The 16473-nt window shown below is 62.7% G+C and carries 20 protein-coding genes, 1 pseudogene and 1 other annotated feature; of the genes and pseudogenes, 9 read left to right on the forward strand and 12 right to left on the reverse strand.

All coding sequences use genetic code 11. The features are described from left to right. The first annotated feature begins 149 nt into the window (after positions 1 to 149). Positions 150 to 851 (forward strand): sulfotransferase family protein, encoded by a 702-nt coding sequence (locus RXV95_RS10110; protein ID WP_338465922.1) that lies wholly within the window; start codon positions 150 to 152, stop codon positions 849 to 851. 9 nt (positions 852 to 860) lie between these two features. Here the strand turns inward: RXV95_RS10110 and RXV95_RS10115 are convergent, their stop codons facing one another. Next, positions 861 to 1487, reverse strand: coding sequence for a ribonuclease HII (locus RXV95_RS10115; RefSeq protein ID WP_338465923.1), 627 nt, complete (start codon positions 1485 to 1487; stop codon positions 861 to 863). 37 nt (positions 1488 to 1524) lie between these two features. On the opposite strand from RXV95_RS10115, the gene RXV95_RS10120 reads away from it, so the two are divergent. Together RXV95_RS10120 and RXV95_RS10125 are read left to right on the forward strand one after the other, a co-directional pair. Next, entirely contained in the window at positions 1525 to 2490 is a 966-nt protein-coding gene (locus tag RXV95_RS10120; protein ID WP_338465924.1) for a PQQ-dependent sugar dehydrogenase, read from the forward strand. Then, positions 2459 to 3707 (forward strand): annotated as a pseudogene (locus tag RXV95_RS10125) (IS3 family transposase). The gene RXV95_RS10120 and the pseudogene RXV95_RS10125 overlap by 32 nt, the downstream one beginning before the upstream one ends. Next, positions 2740 to 2854: a sequence feature (AL1L pseudoknot), on the forward strand. (Overlaps the previous pseudogene by 115 nt.) Before the next feature lie 67 nt (positions 3708 to 3774). Here the strand turns inward: RXV95_RS10125 and RXV95_RS10130 are convergent. Continuing rightward, a complete protein-coding gene (locus tag RXV95_RS10130) occupies positions 3775 to 5031 on the reverse strand; it encodes an IS701 family transposase (protein ID WP_338465925.1) in 1257 nt (418 codons plus the stop codon). 87 nt (positions 5032 to 5118) lie between these two features. Next, positions 5119 to 7509, reverse strand: coding sequence for a S8 family peptidase (locus RXV95_RS10135; protein ID WP_338465926.1), 2391 nt, complete (start codon positions 7507 to 7509; stop codon positions 5119 to 5121). A gap of 130 nt (positions 7510 to 7639) precedes the next feature. On the opposite strand from RXV95_RS10135, the gene RXV95_RS10140 reads away from it, so the two are divergent. The 5 genes from RXV95_RS10140 (at position 7640) to RXV95_RS10160 (ending at position 10438) form a co-directional block, all read left to right on the forward strand. After that, on the forward strand, positions 7640 to 8317 hold the full coding sequence (locus tag RXV95_RS10140; RefSeq protein WP_338465927.1) for a pyrimidine 5'-nucleotidase: 678 nt from the start codon (positions 7640 to 7642) through the stop codon (positions 8315 to 8317). A gap of 37 nt (positions 8318 to 8354) precedes the next feature. Next, a complete protein-coding gene (dapD, locus tag RXV95_RS10145) occupies positions 8355 to 9191 on the forward strand; it encodes a 2,3,4,5-tetrahydropyridine-2,6-dicarboxylate N-succinyltransferase (protein WP_338465928.1) in 837 nt (278 codons plus the stop codon). Positions 9192 to 9297: 106 nt separating this feature from the next. Further along, positions 9298 to 9504: a hypothetical protein gene (locus RXV95_RS10150; RefSeq protein WP_338465929.1), complete on the forward strand. Its 207-nt coding sequence runs from the start codon at positions 9298 to 9300 to the stop codon at positions 9502 to 9504. 83 nt (positions 9505 to 9587) lie between these two features. Further along, positions 9588 to 10031 carry a cupin domain-containing protein gene (locus tag RXV95_RS10155; RefSeq protein WP_338465930.1) on the forward strand — a complete coding sequence of 148 codons (444 nt, stop codon included), beginning with the start codon at positions 9588 to 9590 and terminating at the stop codon, positions 10029 to 10031. Next, entirely contained in the window at positions 10028 to 10438 is a 411-nt protein-coding gene (locus RXV95_RS10160) for a DoxX family protein (protein WP_338465931.1), read from the forward strand. The genes RXV95_RS10155 and RXV95_RS10160 overlap by 4 nt, the downstream gene beginning before the upstream one ends. A gap of 18 nt (positions 10439 to 10456) precedes the next feature. Here RXV95_RS10160 and RXV95_RS10165 read toward each other — a convergent pair whose 3' ends face one another. The 5 genes from RXV95_RS10165 to RXV95_RS10185 all read right to left on the reverse strand — a co-directional run bounded on the left by RXV95_RS10165 (position 10457) and on the right by RXV95_RS10185 (position 13241). Next, positions 10457 to 11044 carry a GNAT family N-acetyltransferase gene (locus tag RXV95_RS10165; protein WP_338465932.1) on the reverse strand — a complete coding sequence of 196 codons (588 nt, stop codon included), beginning with the start codon at positions 11042 to 11044 and terminating at the stop codon, positions 10457 to 10459. A gap of 279 nt (positions 11045 to 11323) precedes the next feature. Beyond that, positions 11324 to 11779, reverse strand: a complete 456-nt coding sequence (locus tag RXV95_RS10170) for a hypothetical protein (protein ID WP_338465934.1) — start codon at positions 11777 to 11779, stop codon at positions 11324 to 11326. A 140-nt stretch (positions 11780 to 11919) separates the two neighbouring features. Then, entirely contained in the window at positions 11920 to 12444 is a 525-nt protein-coding gene (locus tag RXV95_RS10175) for a DUF3833 family protein (RefSeq protein ID WP_338465935.1), read from the reverse strand. A gap of 69 nt (positions 12445 to 12513) precedes the next feature. Next, on the reverse strand, positions 12514 to 12834 hold the full coding sequence (locus RXV95_RS10180) for a hypothetical protein (RefSeq protein ID WP_338465936.1): 321 nt from the start codon (positions 12832 to 12834) through the stop codon (positions 12514 to 12516). Continuing rightward, entirely contained in the window at positions 12831 to 13241 is a 411-nt protein-coding gene (locus RXV95_RS10185) for a GFA family protein (protein ID WP_338465937.1), read from the reverse strand. The genes RXV95_RS10180 and RXV95_RS10185 overlap by 4 nt, the downstream gene beginning before the upstream one ends. 193 nt (positions 13242 to 13434) lie before the next feature. On the opposite strand from RXV95_RS10185, the gene RXV95_RS10190 reads away from it, so the two are divergent. Next, positions 13435 to 13740 carry an alkylphosphonate utilization protein gene (locus RXV95_RS10190; RefSeq protein ID WP_338465938.1) on the forward strand — a complete coding sequence of 102 codons (306 nt, stop codon included), beginning with the start codon at positions 13435 to 13437 and terminating at the stop codon, positions 13738 to 13740. A 57-nt stretch (positions 13741 to 13797) separates the two neighbouring features. Here RXV95_RS10190 and RXV95_RS10195 read toward each other — a convergent pair whose 3' ends face one another. The 4 genes from RXV95_RS10195 to RXV95_RS10210 all read right to left on the reverse strand — a co-directional run bounded on the left by RXV95_RS10195 (position 13798) and on the right by RXV95_RS10210 (position 16472). After that, positions 13798 to 14397: a hypothetical protein gene (locus RXV95_RS10195; RefSeq protein WP_338465939.1), complete on the reverse strand. Its 600-nt coding sequence runs from the start codon at positions 14395 to 14397 to the stop codon at positions 13798 to 13800. Between the two features lie 263 nt (positions 14398 to 14660). Next, a complete protein-coding gene (locus RXV95_RS10200) occupies positions 14661 to 14888 on the reverse strand; it encodes an AbrB/MazE/SpoVT family DNA-binding domain-containing protein (protein WP_338465940.1) in 228 nt (75 codons plus the stop codon). A gap of 83 nt (positions 14889 to 14971) precedes the next feature. Continuing rightward, positions 14972 to 15901 (reverse strand): hypothetical protein, encoded by a 930-nt coding sequence (locus tag RXV95_RS10205; RefSeq protein ID WP_338465941.1) that lies wholly within the window; start codon positions 15899 to 15901, stop codon positions 14972 to 14974. After that, positions 15894 to 16472, reverse strand: coding sequence for a hypothetical protein (locus RXV95_RS10210; protein WP_338465942.1), 579 nt, complete (start codon positions 16470 to 16472; stop codon positions 15894 to 15896). The genes RXV95_RS10205 and RXV95_RS10210 overlap by 8 nt, the downstream gene beginning before the upstream one ends. Position 16473: the final 1 nt, after the last annotated feature.

Below are 16473 nucleotides of genomic sequence, written 5' to 3' on the forward strand. Positions count from 1 at the left end.
GTCCCACACATCATATTGAGTCTGATGGAGCCACCAAGACTCGACATCTGGTGGTGTGGCCCGGCGGACTCGCGTGCGAAAAAGTTTCGTCGTTTTTCGATCCGGGCGTAACGTCCACGCAAGAACAACCGAATTGGGGGGAATTTCAAATGGCACTTGAGGTCATCGGTGCTGGGCTTGGCCGCACGGCAACATTCACGTTGAAATTCGCGCTTGAGCACATCGGCTTCGGCCCCTGCTACCACATGGTCGAGAACTTCAAGGGCGCGCGCCGCAATGTGCCATTGTGGCTGGACGCGATCGACGGAAAGCCGGACTGGGACGCGATCTTCGAAGGCTATCGCTCCACCACCGATTACCCCGCCTGCACCTATTGGCGCGAACTTTCCGAATATTATCCCGATGCGAAGGTAATCCTGACGCAGCGCGATCCCGACAGCTGGTTCGATTCGGTTTCCGAAACGATTTTCTCGCAAGCGATGAACAGCAGGCTTCCCGAAAGCCCGTTCGGCAACCTGATGAAAGGCGCGGTATTCGGGCCGTTCAACGGCGGCGACATCGCCGATCGCGCCTTCATGACGGACTGGTTCGTAAGGCGGAACCGGGAAGTCATAGATACGATCGCACCCGAACGACTGCTGGTGTTCGAGCCCAAGGAAGGCTGGGCGCCGCTGTGTGCGTTCCTGGGCGTTCCCGTGCCGGCAGAGCCGTTTCCCCGCGTCAACAGCCGTGATGAACTCGGCGCAGCATCGGATGAGAAAGGCGGCCTTCCGCCCGACCCTGCCGATCTTGAGGTGTTCGCGGAAGGCTACCTTGCCGAATTGCAGGCGAAGGCATTCCCCGCTTCGTAGAAGGTTCGGCTAGAACAGGTCCAGTTGCGCAACGGGTCCGAAACTGCGGCGGTGAAGCGGCGTTGCCCCGTGCGTGCGCAACGCCTCCAGGTGTTCGGCGGTTCCATATCCCGCGTTGCGTTCCCAGCCATAGTGCGGGTGCATCAAAGCAAATTCGCGCATCATCCGATCGCGATGCTCCTTCGCAACAATCGAGGCGGCCGAGATGCATGGCTCAAGTGCGTCTCCGCCTACAATCGGGCGCGCCGGCCATGTCCATCCGTCGCATCGTCCGTGCGGCGTCAGGTTGCCATCTATCAGGACTTCCCCCGGCTCTTCGCCCATCTTTTCGCAAAGTGACGCAACGGCGATGGTCATCGCGAGCATCGTTGCTCCAAAGATGTTGATCCGGTCGATCGTCTCGACGTCCACCACGCCAATACCCCAGAAGCATCGGCGCCGGATCTGTTCGTCCAGCACCTCACGCCGCGCACGGTTCAGCTTCTTGGAATCGTCCAGCCCCGCCGGACGCGGTTTGCATAGGACCACCGCCGCGGCCACCACCGGACCGGCAAGCGGCCCACGTCCCGCCTCGTCGACACCGATCACCGGTTTCGCTTTGGCGCCACCAGATGTGCTGTGCGATATTGCGTTCATGACCAGAAAACCCGTCCTTGCCGCGCTATTGCTTGCCATGACGCTCGTCGCAAGCTGCGGCCCCGCATCCGCCGGGGATAGCGCAAGCGAATTTGCCGGCGAAAAGACGTTCGAATCCCTTAAAATCGATAACATGGCCACCTTCGACGAGCCCTGGGCCATGGCCTTCCTTCCCGGCGGGCACTCAGCGCTCGTTACCGAAAAGTCCGGCAGACTGGTCTGGTGGGAAGATACCGGGCGGAAGGTTCAAGTGCCCGGAACGCCAAAAGTGGACTATGGCGGTCAGGGTGGATTGGGCGATATCGCACTGGCGCCGGAATTCGCCAACGCAAGGCAAATCGGCAATGGCGGAACTATCTACCTGACCTGGGTCGAGTCCGGCCCCGGCAACACGCGCGGCGCGGTGCTCGGCACGGCCATGCTGGATACGAGCGGACAGGAGCCGCGCCTCCGCCAGTTGCGCATCATTTGGCGCCAGCAGCCAAAGGTGAGCGGACGCGGACATTTCTCGCACCGCATCGCATTTTCTCCCGACGGGAAATACCTGTTCCTGTCTTCGGGCGAGCGGCAGAAAAAGTCCCCTGCGCAGGATCTGGGCACCAACCTGGGCAAGATCGTGCGGTTGAACCTCGATGGATCGCCGGCGCCGGGAAACCCCTTTGCCGGGCGGGGCGGCGTCTCGTCCCAGATCTGGACTTACGGGCACCGCAACGTGCTCGGCCTGCAATTCGATGCCAATGGCGGGTTGTGGGATCTTGAACACAGCCCGAGAGGCGGAGACGAGCTCAACCTGGTCAAACCGGGGCGCAACTATGGATGGCCACTGGTGAGCAACGGCGACAATTACGATGGCACACCGATCCCGCGCCATTCTACACGGCCCGACCTTGAAGGACCCGCGATCAGCTGGAATCCGGTTATTGAAGCGTCCCGGGTTTTCCGGAGGCTCCTATTTGTGAGAAGGAGCCACAATGAGCGCTACAAGGAACAAGTTTTCGCCTGAGTTTCGCGACCGTGCGGTACGGATGGTGGAGGAGCATCGGGGAGATTATCCGTCAGAGTGGGCGGCAATGACCTCGATTGCCGGAAAGGTCGGCTGCACGACCGAGACGCTGCGCCGCTGGTGCCGCGAGGAGGCGAGCCGACGAGCGGGACCAGCGGCGCAGGCCGCCAGTGACCGGGATCGGGTCAAGGCGCTGGAGCGCGAGGTGAAGGAGCTTCGCCGGGCCAACGAGATCTTGCGTAAGGCCTCGGCATATTTTGCTCAGGCGGAGCTCGACCGCCACGGCAAATGGTGATGTCGTTCATCGACGCTCACCGGGGTGAACTGGGTATCGAGCCGATCTGCCGCGAACTGGCGGTCGCCCCGTCCTCCTATCACGAACATGCTGCCCGCCTTGCCGATCCCGGAAGGCGTCCTGCCCGTGCCCAGCGGGACGACGATCTCATGGAAGACATCAAGCGTGTCCATGAGAACAGGTTGGCTTCGCCGCCCTTCGGGTCGGCCTCTATGGCACGCGCAAGGTCTGGCACCAGTTGCGGCGCGAAGGCATCGCTGTAGCCAAGTGCACCGTGGAGCGGCTGATGCGGACCATGGGGCTGGCAGGCGTTCGGCGGGGCAAGACGACGGTCACTACCGTCAGCAACCCGAAGGCGCCATGCCCGCTCGACAAGGTCAACCGCGAGTTCCGCGTCAGCCGGCCCAACGCCCTGTGGGTGGTCGACTTTACCTATGTCCACACCTGGGCCGGGTTCGTCTACGTCGCCTTCGTGATCGATGCCTATGCCCGGCGTATCGTGGGCTGGAAGGTCAGCACCAGCGCCACGGCGAACTTCGTTTTGGATGCCCTGGAGCAGGCGATCCACGCCCGCAGACCCGGCCCCGATGACGGCCTGATCCATCACAGCGACAGGGGCGTGCAATATCTGGCCATGAACTACACCCAGCGCTTGGCAGAGGCCAACCTCGTCCCGTCCGTTGGCAGCGTCGGCGATAGCTACGACAATGCCTTGGCCGAGACGATCAACGGTCTCTACAAGGCGGAAGTGATCTGGCGGCAGCGGTCATGGCCGAGCGTATCGGCTGTTGAAATGGCAACCCTGCGCTGGGTCGACTGGTTCAACAACCATCGCCTGTTCGGCCCCATCGGGCACATCCCACCCGCCGAGGCCGAAGCCAATTACTATGCAGCCAGAGGGAACCTCGATATGGTCGCATGACTCAAATGAAACCGCCTCCGGAAAACCCGGGACGCTTCAGGGCGTTGGTGGCGGGCGTGACAGGTGGTCAAGAATGGCCTGGCGCACTGCTGGCAGGCTGGGGTGAGGTGGCGGGCCGGGGACTCTTTTTTTTCCGTCCCGCCTGAGCGATCCGGCGGGTTTGCAGGAAGGCATAGGCCATCATCGTCATCAAGGCGTGGCGATGGAGCCCGGTCCAGGACCGGCCCTCGAAGTGGTCGAGGCCGAGTTCCTCCTTGAGTTGCTGATGGGCCTGCTCGCAGATCCAGCGCGCCTTGATCGCTCCGGCGAGGACTTTGATCGGGGTGTCGGCAGGCAGATTCGAGAGATAGTATTTGCGTTCACCGTTCGAGCGACGTTCGCCCACCAGCCAGGCTTCTTCCCCCGGCATGTGCTGGGCTCCGGCGGAACCGATCCGCTGGGGCGCTCCGTCGGCGATGCGCACGCGCAGAGCGGCAAAGCGCGCAGCCAGGCGTCCTTTCGTTCCCCTGCGCCAGCTGACCTGTCGCCACTTCGCGTCTTCGATCATGGCGTGTGCGGCCCGGGATTTGACGTCCGGCACGTGCCGGACCCGCGGTCGCCCGCGGCCCGCCACTGGGAAGGTCAGTTGCACGTCGACCGGGTAGACCTTCTGGTGTCGGGGAATGCCGACGGCCCAGCAAAGCCCGCGTGCGCTCAGCGCCTGCCGGAACGGAGCGGACAGCCCATAGCCGGCATCGGCCAACACGCAGCCGAAGCGCACCCCGGCAGCCATGACACGATCGATCTCCTCGATCGCGATCTCGGGCTTCGTGCGATACTCACGAAAGGGCGCAGGCACGCCAGCCTTGTCCATTCGCGCAGCATCGCTCGTCCAGCTTTCCGGCAGGAACAACCTCAAGCCCAGCATGACCGGAACTTCGCCCGAAGCCAGCGTCACCGATACCAGCGTCTGGCAGTTCGCATTCTTGCCCAGCGCCGTGGCGTACTGCGGCGCGACGCCGACCGATGCCTTGCCCTTCTTCGGCAGGGCGGTGTCGTCGATGATCAGCCAGGCTCCGTCACCGCCGACCAGCTCGTCCGCCTGGCTCCACAAGGTCGCTTCCAGCGGGGCGCTCTCCCATAGGCCCGCTCCGATGAAATGATGCAGCCGGTCATAAGGGATGGCGTCCGAACGGGCCGCCATGGGCTGGATGCTCTTGCGATCTCCCGGTCCAATCAGACCGGCGATATAGGCAGGGCACATCCGGCGTCGCGTCTTGTTCCCCAGTCCCTCCAGATACGGGGCAAGCCACCGCTCCAGATCCGCCTGCCAATCCCCATCCATCGCCAGCCTCCACAAAAGCTGGCTCCCTATGAATCACGCATCTCGCTACGAGGGAATCCCAAAAATTATACTTCTGCCAAAGTAGTGCTAAAAGCTGCGCCACCAACGCACCGCTACGCCCTTGTCATCGGGCAAAGACACGTAATGGCCCGGATCCTTGCGATAGAACAGGCTTGTGGCCAGCGCGCCGTCCCAAAGGTCCGTGCGCCAGGCCAGTTCGCCGGTCATCTCTCGGCCCGTAGGACTGAGGGACAGTCGTTCAATTCCGTATCCGGCGGTTCCCGTCGCGTATGACCAACTTTGTGGCAAGTCGAGGTTCAAACCGCCGCGTTCAACGCGCAGGGGCTGGGACACGCGCAAAGCCAGGCTGTCGTGCGCGGCAAACACGCCGGTTTTTGCGATGTCCGCGGACCATGCCGAAGTCAGCATCTGCGAGCCGCTGACCACCGTCGCGCTGCGATCAGGATGAGTCCAGCCGAACCGGCCCGACGCACCCAGTCGCCACGATGGCGCGAATTGCCAGCCAAGCGCGGTATTCACGAACAGACTGGTCGCACCGCCGCCACCCAGCGCATTGTGCAGCCGCGCGCCCAGCATCGTCCGGTCTTCGCGCAGCAGGGTAATCCCCGTTACGGTGTCCAGACTTCCGAAGCGACGATCGGCGGAAACGGAAATGCGGCTGAACGGTTCGCGGTCCGTCCGGCGCAGCCAGTCCGCGCCAAAATTGGCCGGTGACGTGACAACGCGCCCACGATCCGCGCTGACCGTCAAACCCCAGCGACCGATCCGCTGACGGATTGCGAATGCGCTGTCGTCGCTTTCGTGGAACGCCGCCGCACCTTGCGCGTCGCCGGCGATCAGGAAGGCAGGGCCGGTTTGCCCCTGCATCGAGGCGACGAGGCCGCTTGCTCCCTGGCTGAAGGAAAAGCCGATCTGCCTGTCCGGCGCGATGCGCGCGGTGACGGTCGCAGCCAGCACGCGGGCGCGGTCCGCCTGTTCCGGCGCAAGGCGCAGCGGCGCGGCACCGGCAAAATGGCGGGCATCGACGCTGAATGCCATCGACATGGCGCCATTGCCCATGGAGACGTTACGCGATGCGGTGGAAAGCGCGCCGTAAAGCTTCGGGTCGACACGCGCGGCCTGAAGCGAGCGGGCGAAATCGACGGCATAGGCGCGCGAATACCCGTCCAGCACGATTGCGCCGAGCGTTTGACCGTTGACCGCATCGCCCATGGCCGGGCCGGTAACGGCGACGGTGTCGCCCAGCGGAAGCGCGACCTTCGTCCCGGCGATGGACGTCGTGCCCTGCGGCGCAAAGGCATTGGCGATATCGAGTATGCCCCTGCCGTAGATGCCGTCGGTTCCCGCAGCACCGGCATCGCGCGCCGTCTTCAGCAGAAGGTCGACGATCTGGGCGCCCGTCAGGTTGGGAAACGCCTGCGCCAGCAATGCGACCGCGCCGGTAATCTGCGGGGCGGCGAAACTCGTCCCGTTCACCACCGTCACATATTGCTGGCCGTTCGTCGTTGTCACCTCGATCTGGCTGCCGCTGTAGACGCAGCAGACGCCCTCGCCCAGGGCGGCAAGAAACCAGTTCTGCTGACTGCCCGCCCTGTTGCTGAATGCGGATATCGTCCCCGTATCGTCCACCGATCCGGCAATGATCACATTGCCGCCACCTGCATTGCGAACGTCGGTGGCGAACGGGTCGGGATTGTTCGGATCGACGGTGGGATCGGTCGAATCCCCCTCATTGCCCGCGGAAACGATCACCACCACGCCCGCCGCCGCGGCCTGGGCGACGGCCTGCCGAACGTTGAGGCTTGCCGTGGATCCGCCCAGCGAAAGGTTGATGACGCGCGCGCCGCCCGTCACGGCGGCGTTTATGCCGGCGGCGATATCGGTGTCGTTGAAACTGCAGCCCGAATCTGGATTGTTCGGATCGGCAGTGGCACACGATCCCACGGCATCGGCCCGCAGGACCTGGATCGTCGCGTTATATGCGATCCCCATAATCCCGCTGTCGTTGCGCGCCGCAGCCGCCACAAGGGCGACCATGTTCCCATGATCGTCCTCGTCCTGGATGCCGCGATTGGCCACAACATCGCGCGAATCGGGCGAGATTCGTCCGGCGAACTCGGTATTCGACGTGTTGATGCCCGTATCCACGATGGCCAGCTTCACGCCGGCACCCGTTGCTCCATCCTGCCATGCGGTGATCGCGTTGTGATAGACCGGGCCATCGGACCGGCGATATTCGGCCGTGTTGAAGGACGTTGGGGTTGGGCTGGGTGTTGGCGTAGGAGTCGGTGCGGGCGTCGGGGTTGGTGTCGGCGTTGGCGTGGGAACAGGCGCTGGCGTGCTGTTGACGCCGCCACCGCCGCCGCACGCGCTCAACGCCGCGATCAGAGCCGTCACCGAAGCAAGACACGCCGCGCGGCGACGCATCATCGGCCTGCCCGGTTCATATCCCGACACTACCCAACCCTTCCCCGATCAGGCCTGCGACCACAGGTTGTGCGCGCAATGGCCCCTTTCATGCCTGCATGGTATCGGCACAGATGTGAATATCCAATAACGCCCGCAAAGGATGGAAAGAAAACCGCAAATGGCCTTTGATCCCGACCTTGTCGACTGCTGGATTTTCGATCTGGACAACACGCTCTATCCGCCCTCCACCCGGCTTTTCGACCAGATCGACGTGCGCATGGGCAATTACATAGCGGACCTTCTCGGGTGTGACGGGCAAGAGGCGCGGCGCATCCAGAAGCTCTATTTCCACGATCACGGCACCACATTGTCAGGGCTAATGCACAATCACGGCGTGCCGCCGCACGATTTCCTGGGTTATGTCCACGATATCGACCTTGCGCCGCTTGCTTCCGCCCCCCGCCTCGCCCCGCTGATCGACCGGTTGCCCGGACGGCGCATCGTTTTCACGAACGGGGACGAACCCTATGCGCGGCGCGTGTTGTCGGCGCTGGACCTTGAGAAAGGATTCGAGGCCGTGTGGGACATTCACGCGATGGAATATCGTCCCAAGCCCGAACAATCAGCCTATTCCGGCATGGTAGAGGCGCTGAATATCGATCCGACCCGATCCGTATTCATCGAAGACATGGCGCGTAATCTCGCGCCCGCAAAGGCCATGGGCATGCAGACCGTGTGGCTGGATCTTGCCACCGACTGGGGCGACCGGGCGAAGGACGATGCCGCAATCGACCTGGTGATCGGCGACCTGGCAGAATGGCTTGCGGCGCTTGCCGCGGAGGGCGCGCTCGGCTAGGCGCGCTCGACCGATTACCGCGAGGGGACGCGCCGCCATGACGACCGAACTGCAAACCGCCATCGACAACGCCTGGGAAGCTCGTGAGAACGTAACCCCCGCAAGCGCCGACGTGCGCAAGGTTGTGGAGGCAGCGCTCGAACTGCTCGACAGTGGCAAGGCGCGCGTCGCGGAAAAGACCGGCGGCGAATGGCATGTCAACCAGTGGCTGAAGAAGGCGGTCCTGCTTTCGTTCCGGCTGAACGACAACCGCGTGATGGAAGGCGGCGCAGCAGGCGCGCCGGCATTCGACAAGGTTCCGTCGAAGTTCGAAGGATGGGGCGAAAACCGTTTTCGCGAAGCCGGTTTCCGCGTCGTGCCCGGCGCTGTTGCCCGGCGCGGTTCGCACGTCGGCCGGAATGTGGTGCTGATGCCCAGCTTCGTGAACATCGGCGCCTTCATCGATGAAGGCACGATGGTCGACACGTGGGCAACCGTCGGCTCATGCGCGCAAATCGGCAAGAACGTGCATATTTCGGGCGGTGCGGGGATCGGCGGGGTGCTCGAACCGCTTCAGGCCGGTCCGGTGATCATCGAGGACGGCTGCTTCATCGGTGCGCGGGCCGAAGTGGCCGAAGGCGTAATGGTCGGCGAAGGCTCGGTCCTTTCGATGGGCGTTTACCTGGGCGCCTCCACCAAGATCATCGACCGGCAGACGGGCGAGGTCCACATGGGCCGCGTGCCGCCTTTTTCCGTGGTGGTTCCCGGCTCCATGCCCGGCAGGCCGCTTCCCGACGGCACGCCCGGCCCCTCGCTCTATTGCGCGGTGATCGTAAAAACCGTGGACGCCCGCACCCGCAGCAAGACCGGCATCAACGACCTTTTGCGCGACTGATCTGCGGAACGGCTTCATCCGCGACCGGGAACAGCCGGGAAACAGGCGCGTAGACCCCATAGACCGTCCCGTTCAAGCGGACGGCGAATGTGGGAGTGTTTGTTCGATGGAACGTCACGGAGAAGAAACGCACGTCACGACCGACGAAGCGCGCGGCGGCGAAACGCCCAGCGTTGTCCGCTATATGCTGCTTGGCGGAATATTCCTTGCCGCCGCGCTGATGACGATCATCTGGGTTTCCGGTGCCTGGTCGGCAGGCCAGCCCGTCAACGGAACGATCGACGGAAAGCCTACCGTTTCCGCAACCAAGTAGGGTCAAAACACCGGCTGCACATTCGCGCATGACCGCGCATCGGGGACTGGCGCGCGTTCAACAAGTCGGGCACCAATCCGGCCATGAACGAAGAAGCGCACAAGCTGATCGCCCGGCTGAACCTGCAACCCCATCCCGAAGGCGGTCATTTTCGCGAAACGTGGCGCGCGCCCGCGCCTGACGGAGATCGCGCGGCGTCCACCGCGATCCTGTTCCTGCTTGCAACCGGAGAACGATCGCACTGGCACCGCGTCGATGCCGATGAGATCTGGATGTGGCATGCAGGCGATCCGCTCCTCCTTTCGATGGCAGAGGGCGATGCCGGGCCTGCCACGACATTCAGGCTTGGCGCGGACATCCATGAGGGCGAATTACCGCAGCACGTGATCGCTGCCGGATCATGGCAGGCGGCGTGCCCGCTCGCTTCCGGGAACGCAGGGTACGTGCTGGTTTCCTGTGTCGTGGCACCTGCTTTCCGCTTTGAAGGGTTCGAACTTGCTGCACCGGGATGGGAGCCGGGAACGTGACGCCGCACAAGTGGCGCACATTCGGGCTCTGGACCCTGGCAATTCTCTATGCGGTCGCAGGGTATTTCCATCTGACGACGCCCGACCCGTTCATAAGCATAACACCGCAATGGGTGCCGTTTCCGACCACCGTCATCTTCTGGACCGGCCTTGCAGAGATTGCGGGCGCGGCGGGCTTGATCCAGCCATTCTCCGCGGCGTTGCGCAGGGCGGCGGGCATCGGCCTTGCGCTCTATGCGATCTGCGTATTTCCCGCGAATATCCATCATTTCATCATGGACATGCACCGTGCAGACCACGGCTTCGGCCTTGGCTATCACATACCCAGAATGCTTTTGCAGCCGGTCCTCGTATGGCTGGCGCTGTGGGTTTCCGGCGTGACGGACTGGCCGTTCAGGCGGCGCTGAAACCGATGCCAGGACGCGCTATCGCGGATGCGCCATCGTCCAGAAATGCGGGCCGGCGCGCGAAACGTCCCATTCTTCGACGACTTCGTAGCCAAGCCGCTGGTAAAGCCCGACGTTCGATGCCGTTGCCGTCTCCAGCACAGGCCGTTTGCCCGCGCGAGCGGAATGAGCAAGGCCGGCACGTATCGTCTTGCCGCCAAGCCCCTTTCCCTGTTGTTCCGGCCTGACCGCCGCCATCCGCAAATAGAACAGTTCTTCTCCGGGCAGAATGTGCATGCCTATCGCCCTGTCGATCCGTTCGGCACGCACGATGGCGGTGCCGAATATCCGCAGGAATTTCAGAATGACCGGCGGCGTCAGCGCATCGTGCCGATGGACGGTGCCGGGCGGGCGCCACAAGGTGACGGCCCCGGCGTCGGTCGTGCCGAGCACCAATCCGTTGGTCAGGTGATCATCGAAGGTCCACCCCATCAACAATGGTAATCGCCTCGCCCTTGTGCGCGGATCGGGGAACAGCCAGCAAATCGCCGGATCGTTTGAAAACGCGGCGGAAAGCGTCGCGATTGCGGCATCGCGCGCGCTCTTGCCCAACTCAACGATTTCCATCGGCCCCTCCCCTGCCAGCATGACAAAATCTTAATCCCGTCGAAGGACCGTTGTCAGGCCGAAAGTGCCAAGAGGTCCAAACCCCGTCAAACGGGGCAAGAGCTCAGCGCGGCACGATCTCCAGAAGGGGTGTGTCTGCCCTGGAACGACGGTGCATCCCTTTCGCACGCCTGGGCTCTTCTGGTCGTAAACTTGGGCGGGCGCATTTCTTCGATGCTCCCGCCCATTTACGTTTTCGGCTATCTGTGTCGGATCGAAGTGACAGTCAGGCTCGACCGATCAGCTGATCGAGCAGCCCCCATCCCTCTCTTCCGTGCTGCCGCCGGGCGAATACCACACTGACTTGCCCGGCGTCTTTCGCTGGTCGTGATAGCAGACTTCGGTCCGGCCGCTGCCCGGATCGACCAGTATTTCCCAGTTGTGGTTGGCGCAGTTGCGCGCCTCGCAAACGCCGGCGACCACTTTGCCGTCGACCATCGCGATCGGCGCTGGCGGCCCGGTGTAGGTCAGCACTTGTGCGACAACCGCCGGATCTTCGACCGTTGCCTTCACCCCGTCGATAACGGCGCGGTTCTTTTCCCAGCTTATACCGTCGACCTTGTCGGACGGATATTTCCCCACATAGGCCGCCAGGCCGGGGTGGGCAGTGGCAGCGGCGGTATCGGGCGCACCGCCCGAACAGCCGCAAAGCGCCAGCACGGGGAATGCGGCAAGGATGGCGTGCGACCGGTTCATGTTGCTGAACTCCCCGAAGAAATCGGGGCGAACCTATTGCGCGCGGGGCGAAGCCGCAATGTCCGTGATGCGCGATATTGCACCACTTTGGCGCCTTGCCCCCGTCAGGACAGGTGCGCCGTTCACGCAGGCCGGCCAGTTCAACGGCGAGTGATCGTTCCCTCCAGCGTCGCCAAGGTCATGCCGAAGCGACGGATCTTCATCTCGTTCCGCGCGCTTTGCCCGTCCGGCGCGAAGGTGATCTGCTGGCGCACGTCCATCTTGCCCTTTGTGCGATAGGCGATCGAAAGCACGCGGCCTTCAAGCTGCCCTTCCACTTTCCCGGCAGCATCGCTGATCGTCCCGCTGAATTGGCCCGGCGCATCTTCATGCAGGCGCCAGTGCCGGGCAAGCGGCTTGTCGTTCCCGATCCGCACGGTCTGGTCCAGAACCAGCGTTCCGTCCTGTTCCACATGCCCCCGGCTGACATCGTGCGTTTCTTGCGCTCCCGAGAGCATTTTCTTCAGCTGCCCGTCCCCCACCGTGGTGCCGGTGAAAAACGTGACCGGATCAACATCCTGCCGGACCGTCGCGGAAGCGGCAGGCGCCGCCGCGGCCACCATCGCCGGAGCGGCCACCGACATCGCTCCGGCGGCAAGCGCCGACAGGGCCATTAAACGGATCATGCGACTTGCCTCCCTCATACCGGAGCAAGACGCCGCCGGACGCGATAGCCCCCACCCCACGCGGACCATTCAGCCCAGCAGGAAGACAAGGAACGCCAGGGCGAAGGCAGCGTCACCCGCAAGGATCAGGCCCAGCCCTTTCGGCCCCTGTCCTTTCGCCGCTGCCGGCCCCATCAGCGCGACAACGCCGACCTTGCCGAACACGCCCGCCCACAACATCGGGGCGAAGCGCACCGGATCGGTGGCGACGAAGGCATAGACAATGCCGAATGCCGCGACGAGCACGCCGATAACCCGCGCCTCAACGCTGTCTCCGCGCAGCATCCCCGGCACGCCGATCACCAGGTTATATGCGGCGGCGGCCCAGAATATCCCTTCCCACACGGTCATGCCGGGTTCGTTTCGAAAGCGGGCACGGCGCCGGTATCGACCCAGCACTGTTTGGAGCGCGTCCAGATATGCGCGGCGGGCGAGAAGAACGAGGTATCGTCCAGCGTGCCTGACTTCACAAACGTCATCCCCGGCGCGACTTCGACGATGGAGAACAGCGGCGATCCGCAATTTCCGCAGAACCGGCGTTCCACCGCCTTTCCGCTTTCGCCGCGATCGACATAAGTCCGGGGTTCGCCCTTCGTCACCGTTACCGCGCTGTCCGGCACGCCGACGATGGTGGAAAAGGCGCTGCCCGCCTGTTTCTGGCAATGGCTGCAATGGCACACCACCTGCATCGCCGGTTCGCCGTTTATTTCATAGCGCACCGCCCCGCACAGGCAGCCGCCGGTCATCGAGTCGGTCATCCTCGCCCCTCCAATCCTTATCGCGTGATAGTGTGAGAGAGGGAACGCGCGGTCAAGCGGGCAAAGGCAGGAAACGGCCGGTGCATTCCTCCATCCGGAAAAGACACGTTTCGCCGCGCGGCGGAAAGGCTTTTGGCTTTTCGCGCCCGCCATGCCAAGGGAAGCGCCAGCCACGAACAGGGGGACCGGCAGGATGAGCGGCGACGAAGACTATGTGTATGACGAGGATAGCGGAGAATGGATGCCCGCGTCCGAACTCGCCGCGAAACAGGCCGCCGAAAACGCGGTTGAAGTGCGCGACGCGGTGGGCAACCTGCTGGCGGACGGAGATTCGGTTACGCTGGTGAAAGACCTTGACGTGAAAGGCGCGGGCCAGACGCTGAAGCGCGGCACCGTGATCCCCGCGATCCGGCTGACCGGAGACGAACAGGAAATCGACTGCAGGTATCCCGGCATCAAGGGCCTGGTCCTGCGCGCGGAGTTCGTGAAAAAGCGATAGGACGCGCGCGGGAACGCTGGCGCGCGGTGCGTGCAGGGTGACAGAGGTGACACCGCGTCACCCGCCCCCGCCGGCCTCAAGGTCACGCAAAGCCGCCATTATTTCCGCGTCTGAGATAACGGGTGACGCCACGCGGCGCAGCCTTTCCAGCTCGCCCGGCCCGTCTTCGGCGGGCGGCCCGTCCGGCTCCTCGCCCGCTTCCACTTTCGCCACCAGCGCATCGAAGGCGCGCGCGTGGCGCTCCGCCTCAGGCCCGTGCCGCCCCAGCGCGGGCGTGCCGCCAACCGTGCTCCATTGCAGCAGCGCGACGGTGAGCCGCTCGTCAAAGCGGCGGTACGATCCGACCTGCTCGCCCTGGAAGAACACCGGCACCTCCACGCCATTGAGCGCGCGTTCGAGCGCGGCGTGGGCAAGCACGTGGTAGGAGTGGTGGAAGGCAACCTCCCACGCCAGATCGAACGCCCCGCCCTTCAACCGGCTGCGCAGGCGATAGGCCGATTGCCGGCTCATCCCCACGCTGCGCGCGGCTTCCGCGACCGAGTGCGTGGCCGAAAGCTGCCGCAGGAAATCCGCCTGCCGCGCGTTGGTCCAGCGGCGATTGTCAGGATCGGGCGCGGAACGCGCGCGGCGCGAGGGGACGGGTGCGGGATGGGTCATCCGGCAGGATAGGGCACATTTGGGGGTGTGTAGGAAAGGGGTTTGGGGCGATGTATCGCGATTGCCCACCCCTGACCGCTGTGGCTTCGCCACACCTCCGGCTCCCCGCAAGCGGGAGGGGGACTTGTCGCGCAATCATCCCCTCCCGCCTGCGGGAGGGGCAGCGAGAGTTGGCGCGCAGCGCCTAGTCGCAGCGGGGTGGGCCAACGCGGGCCCATGCCCACCCCTAACCCCTCCCGCGAGCGGGAGGGGGAAACCCCACCTCACTTCGCCAGTTCCCTCAGCGCCCGCTTGCGCCGCGCCATGACTTCGCGCGCGGCGGCCATCTGCGCCTCGAACTCAGGCTCCTCGGCCGCCAGCTCGATCCCGCGCGGCGTGGTGACGACCGACACCGACTGCCCGACCGCAAGATTGAGGTGCGCGAGCAGATCCTTGGGTAGGATGACCCCGGCGGAATTGCCGATCTTGGTGATTTTGAGGGTGGTGTTCATACGGGGGCTATGACCAACTGTTGATCAGGCTGCGAGGCTTGGCGCAGATTTGGGGATTTGGTAAACTGTCGCCGTAGTCCCCGTCACCGCAATTCCAAAAGACCGGTCAAAGTGTACTCAACCTTCTCTCTTCCATCTGGACGCCGAACTGTCCGGATTCGAACCGACGCACGCCAAGGACGGCCAACAACCTGCTCATCATTTTCAATTTTCTCAAGAAAATCATTGCTCAAGCGGGTCCCCACTGGTCCAGAAATTACTTCCCCTGTCCCATCAATATGGAACTCAAACCGGCGCGCAACTGGAAGAATGCCGACCAATATTCCAGAGATCTGCTCTTCGTTCTCATTGACCTCCGTTCGTTCGACCCTTTGATAGGCCCGTTCAATCTTTGCGTCATCAAATTCTTGTTCAGCTTCGCCCTCGACAATCTTAAATCGAGCCTCTTCATTACGCAGCAATTCAATCAGCCCCTTAACTGATATAAATGTTCGGCTATCAATATCCTCAATTGCTCGTTCAAATATAGCATCTGATGGAGAAGCAATGTCGCTTATTATTTTTGATATTGCATGAACCGCGTCTTTGAGAGACGTATCGAACATTTCGATTTCATCGCTGTCCTCTTCGAGCTGAAATCCGAATGACCCATGAACAACATCGACGATATTCATGCGGGAAAACTTGCGCTCCGGCACCGGCCCTCGTTGCCCAAGTGCCCTACCCGTCAAGGAATTCATGTGCTTCGATAGAGCCGCTTGGTATGATTGAAGTGCTTTCCCAGCAAATTCTGCGTCGATGCCCCTAGAGCCATCAACCGGCTTTCCGTAAAACAGAAGGGTCACGTCCGCGTGATGTTTTTCAGCCTCCAGCATACCCAGCTGCTGCCGAATTTCTTCCACCCTTTGCTGAAGTGAAAGACTGCCTAGCGGATCCACTCCTTCCCCTTCCCTGATCAGGGCTTCGAGCGTGGTCATTTCGCTTTGGAGCGCTGCTCTTTTCAGCTTACTCATCGCCTTCGCCTTCGAGCGCCGCAATCGCATCCGTATCGTCTATATGGAGAGCGATTGCGAGCATTCCCTTCCATTGAAAGGAATTGCGGCGGTGAGAAAACAACCCATTCCAATATGCGGCCTGTCGCGCGACCAAGTGTGAGGGAATATGCAGATCCACGAAGAAAGTGTCGCAGTCAAAATTTGTACGATTGAGGTTACGATCGAAAATACCACCATTGCGCTGGCCCGCGACAAACGCATTCCACGCTGCAAAATCCGCTACGTAGGGATCGGGCCGGTAGGATAACGTTAATACGTCAATATCTCCCGGGTCCCGGCCGAAAGCTTCTACGTCTTCCGTGAAACTTCCGTCGACCCATTGAAAACCAAGTCCGAAACCCTGAGCACGGAGCGCTGCACGAAACCTGAAGAATCCACGCAACAGCGATTTCCGATGATCCGTTGTCGAGAACCGCTGCACCATTTCGATAGGTGTGCATTCATATGGGGACGAATGCGCCATCGGCGCACCGGGCGTACTTCCTACGAAGGGTGGAAGCACTCCATTCAGATTGAATCCTGGAATCAAT

Origin of the sequence: Novosphingobium sp. ZN18A2 (assembly GCF_036784765.1) — a bacterium.
Taxonomy (GTDB): domain Bacteria; phylum Pseudomonadota; class Alphaproteobacteria; order Sphingomonadales; family Sphingomonadaceae; genus Novosphingobium.

What these genes read in the sequence shown, in the direction of transcription:
- RXV95_RS10165 (WP_338465932.1), bottom strand. Translation starts at nt 11,044, where the DNA reads ATGGAAATCGTTGAGTTGGGCAAGAGCGCGCGCGATGCCGCAATCGCG.
- RXV95_RS10115 (WP_338465923.1), bottom strand. Translation starts at nt 1,487, where the DNA reads ATGAACGCAATATCGCACAGCACATCTGGTGGCGCCAAAGCGAAACCG.
- RXV95_RS10150 (WP_338465929.1), top strand. Translation starts at nt 9,298, where the DNA reads ATGGAACGTCACGGAGAAGAAACGCACGTCACGACCGACGAAGCGCGC.
- RXV95_RS10140 (WP_338465927.1), top strand. Translation starts at nt 7,640, where the DNA reads ATGGCCTTTGATCCCGACCTTGTCGACTGCTGGATTTTCGATCTGGAC.
- RXV95_RS10155 (WP_338465930.1), top strand. Translation starts at nt 9,588, where the DNA reads ATGAACGAAGAAGCGCACAAGCTGATCGCCCGGCTGAACCTGCAACCC.
- RXV95_RS10185 (WP_338465937.1), bottom strand. Translation starts at nt 13,241, where the DNA reads ATGACCGACTCGATGACCGGCGGCTGCCTGTGCGGGGCGGTGCGCTAT.
- RXV95_RS10130 (WP_338465925.1), bottom strand. Translation starts at nt 5,031, where the DNA reads ATGGATGGGGATTGGCAGGCGGATCTGGAGCGGTGGCTTGCCCCGTAT.
- RXV95_RS10195 (WP_338465939.1), bottom strand. Translation starts at nt 14,397, where the DNA reads ATGACCCATCCCGCACCCGTCCCCTCGCGCCGCGCGCGTTCCGCGCCC.
- RXV95_RS10200 (WP_338465940.1), bottom strand. Translation starts at nt 14,888, where the DNA reads ATGAACACCACCCTCAAAATCACCAAGATCGGCAATTCCGCCGGGGTC.
- RXV95_RS10110 (WP_338465922.1), top strand. Translation starts at nt 150, where the DNA reads ATGGCACTTGAGGTCATCGGTGCTGGGCTTGGCCGCACGGCAACATTC.
- dapD (WP_338465928.1), top strand. Translation starts at nt 8,355, where the DNA reads ATGACGACCGAACTGCAAACCGCCATCGACAACGCCTGGGAAGCTCGT.
- RXV95_RS10170 (WP_338465934.1), bottom strand. Translation starts at nt 11,779, where the DNA reads ATGAACCGGTCGCACGCCATCCTTGCCGCATTCCCCGTGCTGGCGCTT.
- RXV95_RS10120 (WP_338465924.1), top strand. Translation starts at nt 1,525, where the DNA reads ATGACGCTCGTCGCAAGCTGCGGCCCCGCATCCGCCGGGGATAGCGCA.
- RXV95_RS10205 (WP_338465941.1), bottom strand. Translation starts at nt 15,901, where the DNA reads ATGAGTAAGCTGAAAAGAGCAGCGCTCCAAAGCGAAATGACCACGCTC.
- RXV95_RS10190 (WP_338465938.1), top strand. Translation starts at nt 13,435, where the DNA reads ATGAGCGGCGACGAAGACTATGTGTATGACGAGGATAGCGGAGAATGG.
- RXV95_RS10175 (WP_338465935.1), bottom strand. Translation starts at nt 12,444, where the DNA reads ATGATCCGTTTAATGGCCCTGTCGGCGCTTGCCGCCGGAGCGATGTCG.
- RXV95_RS10180 (WP_338465936.1), bottom strand. Translation starts at nt 12,834, where the DNA reads ATGACCGTGTGGGAAGGGATATTCTGGGCCGCCGCCGCATATAACCTG.